This window comes from Nitrospina gracilis 3/211 (assembly GCF_000341545.2).
Classification (GTDB): Bacteria; Nitrospinota; Nitrospinia; order Nitrospinales; family Nitrospinaceae; genus Nitrospina; species Nitrospina gracilis.
On record NZ_HG422173.1, the window covers coordinates 2,140,987 to 2,149,457 of the forward strand.

At 54.1% G+C, this 8,471-nt stretch carries 8 protein-coding genes; 2 read left to right on the forward strand and 6 right to left on the reverse strand.

Going from position 1 to position 8,471, the window contains the following annotated elements:
• The 4 genes from TX82_RS10185 to TX82_RS10200 all read right to left on the reverse strand — a co-directional run.
• Nucleotides 1-914, reverse strand: a 914-nt coding sequence (locus tag TX82_RS10185) for an NAD(P)H-hydrate epimerase (RefSeq protein WP_042252413.1), incomplete at its 3' end; no start/stop codon positions are given.
• Nucleotides 915-1,000: 86 nt separating this feature from the next.
• Nucleotides 1,001-1,615 (reverse strand): hypothetical protein, encoded by a 615-nt coding sequence (locus tag TX82_RS10190; RefSeq protein ID WP_005010062.1) that lies wholly within the window; start codon nucleotides 1,613-1,615, stop codon nucleotides 1,001-1,003.
• A 66-nt stretch (nucleotides 1,616-1,681) separates the two neighbouring features.
• Entirely contained in the window at nucleotides 1,682-2,368 is a 687-nt protein-coding gene (locus TX82_RS10195; RefSeq protein ID WP_005010064.1) for a hypothetical protein, read from the reverse strand.
• 37 nt (nucleotides 2,369-2,405) lie between these two features.
• Complete coding sequence (locus tag TX82_RS10200) at nucleotides 2,406-4,892, reverse strand: glycogen/starch/alpha-glucan phosphorylase (RefSeq protein WP_005010066.1); 2,487 nt, start codon at nucleotides 4,890-4,892, stop codon at nucleotides 2,406-2,408.
• 173 nt (nucleotides 4,893-5,065) lie between these two features.
• Between TX82_RS10200 and TX82_RS10205 the strand changes: the two genes are divergently transcribed.
• Nucleotides 5,066-6,391 (forward strand): UTP--glucose-1-phosphate uridylyltransferase, encoded by a 1,326-nt coding sequence (locus TX82_RS10205; protein ID WP_187291950.1) that lies wholly within the window; start codon nucleotides 5,066-5,068, stop codon nucleotides 6,389-6,391.
• Nucleotides 6,392-6,400: 9 nt separating this feature from the next.
• Here the strand turns inward: TX82_RS10205 and TX82_RS10210 are convergent, their stop codons facing one another.
• Entirely contained in the window at nucleotides 6,401-7,105 is a 705-nt protein-coding gene (locus TX82_RS10210) for a TVP38/TMEM64 family protein (RefSeq protein WP_005010068.1), read from the reverse strand.
• Nucleotides 7,106-7,517: 412 nt separating this feature from the next.
• Between TX82_RS10210 and TX82_RS10215 the strand changes: the two genes are divergently transcribed.
• Nucleotides 7,518-7,928, forward strand: a complete 411-nt coding sequence (locus TX82_RS10215) for a hypothetical protein (RefSeq protein ID WP_005010074.1) — start codon at nucleotides 7,518-7,520, stop codon at nucleotides 7,926-7,928.
• A gap of 58 nt (nucleotides 7,929-7,986) precedes the next feature.
• On the opposite strand, the gene TX82_RS16305 is transcribed toward TX82_RS10215, so the two are convergent.
• Nucleotides 7,987-8,471, reverse strand: a 485-nt coding sequence (locus tag TX82_RS16305) for an undecaprenyl-diphosphate phosphatase (RefSeq protein WP_042251048.1), incomplete at its 5' end; no start/stop codon positions are given.

Genomic DNA, 8,471 nt, shown 5'->3' on the forward strand with positions numbered 1-8,471 from the left:
GGCAGGGTCATGGCCTCCAGCGGGTGAAACTCCAGAGCGGCGTTGCAGGATTCAGGGATGGCGAGGGTGACGAGTCCGGCTCCCGCCCGGAGGGCGGCCAGGGACGTCAGGCCCGCGGCTCCACCCTTGCCCCGCGACCCGCCTATGACCAGCGCATGGCCATAAGTGCCCTTGTGGGTGTTGCGCCTGCGTTTGGGTAGGAGCGAGGCGATATCGGTTTCCTCCACCAGTTCCACTGTGATGTTCTGTTCCTCCACCGCCTGCCGGGGGATGCCGATGTCGAATTGCACAATTTCGCCCATCATCTCCGCTGCGGGATAAAGCAGGTGACTGCGTTTGAACAGGGCGAGGGCCGCCGTGAGGTTCGCCTGCACGCAGGGTCCGTTGACCTGCCCGGAGTCGGCGTCGATGCCGGAAGGAAAGTCCACCGCCACCACGTATTTTTTGGCGGCATTGATTTTTTGAATCAACTTCGCGTAGAGGCCGCCTGCGGGTTTGGACAGCCCGGTTCCGAACAGCGCGTCGACCAGAATGTGCGAATGACGGAGGGAATGGTTCTGTGAGTTGAGGTTGCGTTCGTTCATCTCGGCAACGGGTATCCCGATGGCGATGGCGATATCTGCATTGGTTCTGGCGTCGCCTTTGAGGTCACCTACCTTGCCCGCCAGAAGAACCCGCACGCCCACGCCCGACTGGTGCAGGTGCCGGGCGATGACGAATCCGTCGCCGCCGTTGTTGCCCTTGCCGGCCAGCACTGCAACCTTTTTGTCGGCGAGATCCGGGATGCGCGTGAACATGAGGTCAACCACATTGCGTCCGGCGTTTTCCATGAGAATCAGGCCGGGGATCTTGAATCGTTCGATCGCCGTTCGATCTGCCGCCTGCATTTCCAGAGCTGTCGCAACTTTCTGCAATGGCTGAATCCTTTTTCACATTTCAGGAAAGGGGTGGGTCCACCCATCTCAGCATATTGTATCTAATTTGGCGGGAAAGGCGGAGATCAGACGTATACGGGATAAGGATAATCCTTGGCGATCTGCAACTCCATTTCTTCCTGGCAGGGCATGAGACCGTTGATGGCCCCAAACTGGCAAGGGCAGGTGTAACCCAGATCCTGCTTTTCTTTGCCTGATAGGCGATTGTAGGCATCTTCCGTCAGCAGAAAGACGGTATTGAAAAAGTAATCGTCCACGAACTGTTCGAAATAGATGGGCTTGCCCTGCATTTCAGGCAGCGACTTCAGTTTTTCCTGTGGGCTGTCGTGATTGTAGTTGTAGGCGAATCGATTGAGCCCGTCATACAGCAGGCTGAAATGATAGGTGTTCATGTGGTACCAGTGCTCGTGGTCCTCCAGCCCTTCAATAAGGATTTCGAGAAGTTTGCGGAGAACGGGCATTTCTGCAAAACGGTGGGACCGCGGATAAAATCCGGCAAGGTCGTCACGCCAGAATTCCTGCGGGTGGCCTTCGATCAGGTTCAGGAGCTCCACCTCCTCGTCCAGGCAGGCTTTGACAAAGTGGTAGGGATCGAATTCCGTGGAAAAATCCTGCACGGTGGAGAGGGCCAGCAGTTCTCCCTGTTGTTTCCTGTAAATGTTGTTTTTGAAAATCAGCATGGATTTCCCCGCACCTCATTTTTGTTTAATTTAGCATAGCTCGGAAAGGCAGAAAAGGGGAGCTTTTTAAAGACTGAGCGCACCGGAAGCGTATGGATTTCCAGGGTGCGGCGTGAGGGAAATATCTTCCGGCCCGGGCGGCTGGGCGTTGATCACCATGCCCATCGTCGGGTCTTCCGGTTGCTCCGGGTCATCCTTGGGGACGACTGCCCCAAAGTAGGCGTGGTCCAGTTTTCCGAGTTGGCGCCGCTCCTGCGGGGTCATGCCGTTGTAGCGCTTTGCGGAGATGAGAAAGGCGGTGTTGAAAAAAAACTGGTTGAGGAAATGGTTGAAGTTGATGGGTTCTCCTCCTAACTCCGGAATCATTTCCTGGCGCCTTTTGGGGTCGCTATAACTGTAGTCCTCGACGATCTCCTGAAGGGCGTCGTACAGGTAGCAAAGATGATAGCAGTTCATTAAAAACCAGGTGCGGGTATTGAGCAATCCGTCCAGAAGTGTTTTAGACAGTGGATCCATTACCGGCAACCGGCCAAAGCGGGTGGCATGGGGGAAAAGCACCCTGAGCTTCTCAAAGCCGGTAGATTCCTCGTAGCCGGTGAGTTCTTCAATCACTTCCCGCCCGGCAATGAGGGCTTTGTGGATCAGGTTGAAGGCGATCGGCTGGGCCTCTTCATCCCTGCCGTAGGGCCTGACCTCCCCATTGGGCAGGGCATCGAGCGGATGAAAATAAATATTTTTTTTGAAAACCAGCATATACCGGAAGGAGGGCTTGTGCGTTCAAGGCATTGTCTTATTTTGGAAGCGGATGGACGTTCCAGATTTTTTCGCAGTATTGACGGATGGCACGGTCACTCGAAAACAAGCCCATCCCGGCGGCGTTGAGTATGGACTTCCGCGTCCATTCGTTGGGTTGGAGAAACAAGGCCTCCACCTCTTTTTGTGTTTTGATGTAACTTGCAAAATCCGCCAGCACCATGAACCGATCCCCCTGGACCAGCAAAGAATCGATGAGAGGTTGGAACAGGTGCGGGTGGTCCGGAGAAAAGTAGCCGTCCCGGATCATGCCCACGGCCCGCTTCAACTCCCCGTTTTGTTCATAATAACCTTGTGGATTGTAGCCTCGAGTTTTGAGCTCGTCAACCTGTTCGGCGGTGAGTCCGAAAATGAAGATGTTGTCCTCACCCACTTCGTTTTTGATTTCGACGTTGGCTCCGTCGAGGGTCCCGATGGTGAGAGCCCCATTGAGAGCGAGCTTCATGTTGCCCGTTCCGGAGGCCTCCATGCCTGCGGTGGAAATCTGTTCTGAAAGATCGGCTCCGGGGATGATGCCCTCCGCTTTGTTCACGCTGTAATTGGGAATGAAAACGATGCGGAGTTTGTCTGCCGTTTGTCCGTCCTGGTTTACCCTTTTGGCGACGCTGGTGATGAGTTTGATGATCAGCTTGGCCATGTGGTAACCCGGCGCGGCCTTTCCCGCAAACAACACGGTGCGGGGAACGTGATCGCAGTTCGGGTTTTCCTTGAAGCGGTTGTACAACACAATGACATGCAGGAGGCAGAGAAGCTGGCGTTTGTATTCATGAATGCGCTTCACCTGAATGTCTAGCAGGTGATTGGGGTTGATCTCCATGCGGAGGGCCTTGTCTTCGCGGATGTACTTCGCCAGTCGTATTTTGTTGAGCATCTTCACATCGCGCCAGCGTTTTTGAAAATTCTCGTCCTCCGCGAAGTTCCTCAGCTTCTTCATCTGGCTGAGGTCGGTCACCCATTTGTCGCCGATGGTGTCGTTCAGCAGGTCTGCCAGCGCGGGGTTGCAGGACTTGAGCCACAGCCGCTGTGTGATGCCATTTGTGACGTTGATGAACCTGCCCGGAAAAAGCTTGTTGAATTCGGGAAAGACCCGGCTTTTCAAAATATCGCTGTGCAGGGCGGCGACGCCGTTGACGGAATGGCTGCCGACGATGGCAAGATTGGACATGCGAATGCTTTTGACCGGTTTTTCCTCCACAATGGACACCTTTTCCAGCATTGCGTTGTTGCCCGGGTGCGAAACCTGCACACGGTTTAAAAAGTCCTGGTTGATGTGGTAAATGATTTCCAGGTGCCGGGGCAGAACCCTTTGCAGGAGATCGACCGACCATTTTTCCAGTGCCTCTGGAAGGACGGTGTGGTTGGTGTAGGCGAAGGTTTTGATGGTGATTTCCCACGCTTCATCCCAGGGGCGGTGTTCGCGGTCCATCAGCAAACGAATCAGTTCCGGGATCGCGAGAGCGGGGTGCGTATCATTCAACTGGATTGCCACTTTTTGGGGGAATTGTTCGAAGGTGGAGTGGTTGCGCTTGTACCGGCGAAGAATGTCCTGCAGGGAAGCGGAGACAAAAAAATATTCCTGCTTCAGACGTAATTCCTTACCCTGCATGTTGCTGTCGTTCGGGTAGAGCACCTTGGAGAGGGTTTCGGATTCGTGTTTATGAGTGACGGCCTGCACGTAATCGCCTTCGTTGAAGCTTCCCAGGTCGAACTCCCGGGTGGAACGCGCGCTCCATAAGCGCAGGTTGTTCACCGTCTGGTTGTGGTACCCGGGGATCGGAATGTCATAGGCCATTGCCATTACGTCATCGTGCGAATCCACCCAGTGGCAGATTCCACGGCCCTCCTTATTGGAGGTGTGCTGGACATGGCCGTAAAAACGAATGGGGTAGAGGTAATCAGGGCGGGGAAGCTCCCATGGATAGCCCTTTCGCAGCCAGTTGTCCGCCGTTTCGACCTGGAAACCATCAATGATTTTCTGGTAAAAAATCCCGTATTCATAGCGCATGCCATATCCGCCCGCGGGGATACCCAAGGTGGCCAGTGAATCCATGTAGCAGGCGGCGAGGCGACCGAGACCTCCGTTGCCCAGCCCGGCTTCGATGTCAGACTGCTCAATCTCCTCCAACTCGAGCCCCAGCTTTTCAATGGCCCGGCACACCTCCTTTTTGAAGTCAAGATTGACCAGGTAATTGCTGAGTGCGCGGCCCACAAGATATTCCATGGACAGGTAGTAAATGCGCTTGGGGTCTTTGGTAAAATAACGGTTTTGTGTCTCGATCCATTTTTCCACGAGACGGTCGCGCACGGTCAGGGCGATGCTGTTGTAATAATCCATGATTGTCGCCGTTCGGGGCGATTTCGCCTGCGAGTATTTCAGGTGCTGGGAAATGGAATCCCTGATCACGTCCACACCGTTGGTCTCGGATGGGCTGGAGGACTTGGTATCTGGCACGCTATCATTCATAATCATCTGTCCATTGATGGAAGATGGTGGAGTCATACGGACTAGACGGATTTCCAATCCGTACCAACCCGGAATTGGTTCTGAAAAAGGGGTTGATAAATATAATTTAAGGCTGTTCACGGGATAAACCAATGGAAATTTCGGAGTGGATACGGGTTTTGCAGGAAGTGGACATGACACCAAGTGCTCGCCGATCTTTTTTGCAGTTGGTGGAACGGTACAGGAAAGGACCCGAGGCTTTGCTTGACTGGAACGGGATTCGATCTCCACGGACGGACAGGCTGGTACCCCATGAAAAGCTGGAGCCGCCGGACGAAGACGCGGCAAGGGAGGTGCTGTCCCATCTTGCGGTGTGTAAATTGAACGGCGGGCTTGGCACCAGCATGGGGTGCTCCGGACCCAAGTCGCTGATTCCCATTCGCGAAGGCCGTACTTTCCTTGATTTCATCGTGGACCAGTTGCAGGAGCTGGAGCAAACCTGGACGGTGCGGGTGCCGCTGATTTTGATGAACAGTTTTCATACTGAAGAACAAACGAAGGCGGCTCTTTACGGTTGCCCGCAGTCACCGCCAATCGAGTGCTTCACGCAAAACCGGCTTCCCCGGTTGGATAAGGAAACAGGGCGGCCACTGGGTGAGGAAGAGTTTGGGCCGGAGGCGTGGTACCCGCCGGGTCATGGCGATCTCTTTACCTGCCTTGAGGATCAGGGTCTTCTCGATCGCCTGCTTGCCGACGGCAAAAAGCTTTTGTTTGTATCCAACGCCGATAACCTGGGGGCGACGGCCGATCCCGTCATCGCCCACCATATGCTGAAGCACAACATTCCTTTTCTTATGGAGATGACAGCGAAGACCCCCGCGGATGTCAAGGGAGGGACGTTGTATGAGGATAAGGACGGCCGGCTTCACCTGCTGGAGGTGGCTCAAGTACCCCCGGAGTATATGGAATCGTTTTGCAGCACTGAAAAATTCAAGGTGTTCAACACCAACAACATCTGGATCCACCTCGAGCATTTGAAACGCCGGTTGGATGAGGGACCGATGGATCTCAAATTGATCGTGAACGAAAAGTCATTAAACGGCCAAGCGGTCATTCAACTGGAAACCGCAATGGGGGCGGCTCTTGAGCATTTCGAGAACGCGGTCGGATTGGTGGTCCATCGCGACCGGTTTTTACCGGTAAAAAAAACCACTGATTTGTTGATGATTCAATCCGACCTGTTTGTGCAGGAAGGGTCTCAATTGCGTCGGAGTCCCGCGCGGAAGCAAGCGGACTTGCCAAAGGTCACCTGGAAAGGGCCGCTGGAAAATTTCGACGAGTACAGCCGCCGCATTCCGCAGGCTCCCGGCTTGCTGAATTTGGAGTCTTTGGAGGTGGAGGGCAATGTGTGGTTCCGAGGAGAAGCGACACTGAAAGGAAAAGTGCGTTTGATCAGCCACGGCAAACCGCTGGCCGTACCGGGGGGTGTGGTGATCGAAAACCAGACCCTGGAGAACTGATTCGACGGCCTATTGTGTGGCTTCCGGTTCCAGCGACCGTTTGCGTTTGGTGCGGTACCGGAGGAACAGGCTGATGAGGGCCAAAACGATCAGGATAATGAGTGCGACCCGGAATTTGGTCGAACCGATATCCAGAAGGGTGCTTCCGAAAAATCCATAAGCGTACGCACGCGGCGTCAAACCCAGCACATGCGCCAGGATGTAATGCCGGAATGGCATGGTCGACAGCCCCGCGCCGTAGTTGATCACCGTCACAGGCATGATGGGGATGAGGCTCAACAACCACACCATCGAGAAGCTGAAACGCGTGTCGTCAATCATGTCCGCGCCCAATTTCAGTTTGCTCTTCACATAGTCATGGCCCATGGTGCGGGCGATCCAGAATCCCAGCGTGCCCCCTGCCGCTGCACCTACCGAAGCATACAACGGACCGACCATCGGTCCGAAAGCCAGCCCCCCGGCGATGAACAGGGCGATAGAAGGAATCAGGAACAAAGGCCGAATGACAAACACGCCGATGTAAAGCACCGGGCCCCAGACTCCCATCGACAATACAAAGGTCTGGAACGATTCCGGCGTCAGTTTCACCCCATGCCGGGAAAAGTAAAACCCGGTTCCGAAACCCACCAGAATCAAAATTACGAACTTGATGAATCGCCGGCGTACGGAGGCGGGAATGGTGGATTTGTTTTCTTCCTGACCCGTGGCACCCATAGTTCCCTATTCTGGCGTTGTCCCCGACTGGATTTCTACTGCAAAAGGGCTATTTTAACTCAATGCAGCCATTTTAAAAGAAATCACGTTTCTTAAAAATGATTAAAAAATAAAGCCTTATAAAATTCTATTGAAGGTAGGAAAATATGATTGAGGTTTATAGGAATTGGTATTATCAATTGTAGTAGAAATTCTAATTTTTTATTGACTTGCACCTTAATCCAAGTATACTGGCCACAATTAAGTGTAAGGGGCGAAATAGGTTGCAAGCGGGCCCCTCTGAAAAGGGTACTAAGCGACCGGCATGGTCCGGTTGATATAAGTTTTGGGGCAATTGGATCCACAGGGGCAGAAGAGTGATCCAAATTTAAATGGGGCAATGTTCAATTTTATTGGGTAAGGGAGGTCCGTTATGAGAAAAGTCCTGTTCGTAGCTGTTATAGCTGTGCTCACGCTCTGTTTTTCCGCTTCCGCGTTTGCGGGAACCCTGAAGCCTGGTGACAAAACATCCTGCGTGGATGCCAACCAGATCACTCTGCAAGCGGCTGGTACCTCCGCTCACGGGGACGGGGGAAGCGCCAATGCGGTTATCTGGAAATCTTCCAACGCCACGACCATTCCTATCACTTTGGGACCGAAAGGGAACCATGGTTTGGAAGGCGACCGGGGTGTGGGTATGGCTAACAAACACAGCATGGGTCGTAAGTCGGTAACCTTGACGCACGAACCCAACTTCAGCCGTGGTGATTCGCTGGGCGACATCAGTGGCGAAGTCCGCATCACCAATAATGGAACGGTTGATCTGATGGTCGAATGCAAATAACGCGCTAGTCAGCAAAAAGGGCCGGGCCGCCGCAAGGCGGTCCGGCTTTTTTTTTGTATTAGTACAGCACCAGGATCAATCCCCCGAGAATGACCCGGTAAACGACGAATGGAATCAGCCCGACACGGCTCACCACGGCGAGTAATAGTTTGATGGCGAGGTAACCGGACAAAAAGGCGATGCCGAAGGCCATAGCCATTTGCACGCTGGTGAACATCAATGCTTCACCCGGTTGTGCGACCACCGAGACGGTTTTGTGCAGGCCTGCGGCCAGTATGGCGGGAGTGCCGAGCAGAAAGGCGAACCGCGCCGCGGCGGGTTGGGACAGATTCATGAAGAGGCCGGCAGCGATGGTGATGCCGGAACGCGAGGTGCCGGGAAACAAGGCCACGGCCTGAGCGCATCCGATCAAAAGAACCTGTTTGAATGACAAGCCGGTCAGTTCCGGTTCTCCCCTGTCGGTGCGCGGTGCCCCGCGGTCCGCCCACCAGAAAACGAGTGACCAGAAAATGAGGTTGGCCCCGACGAAAGTCGGGCTTCGAA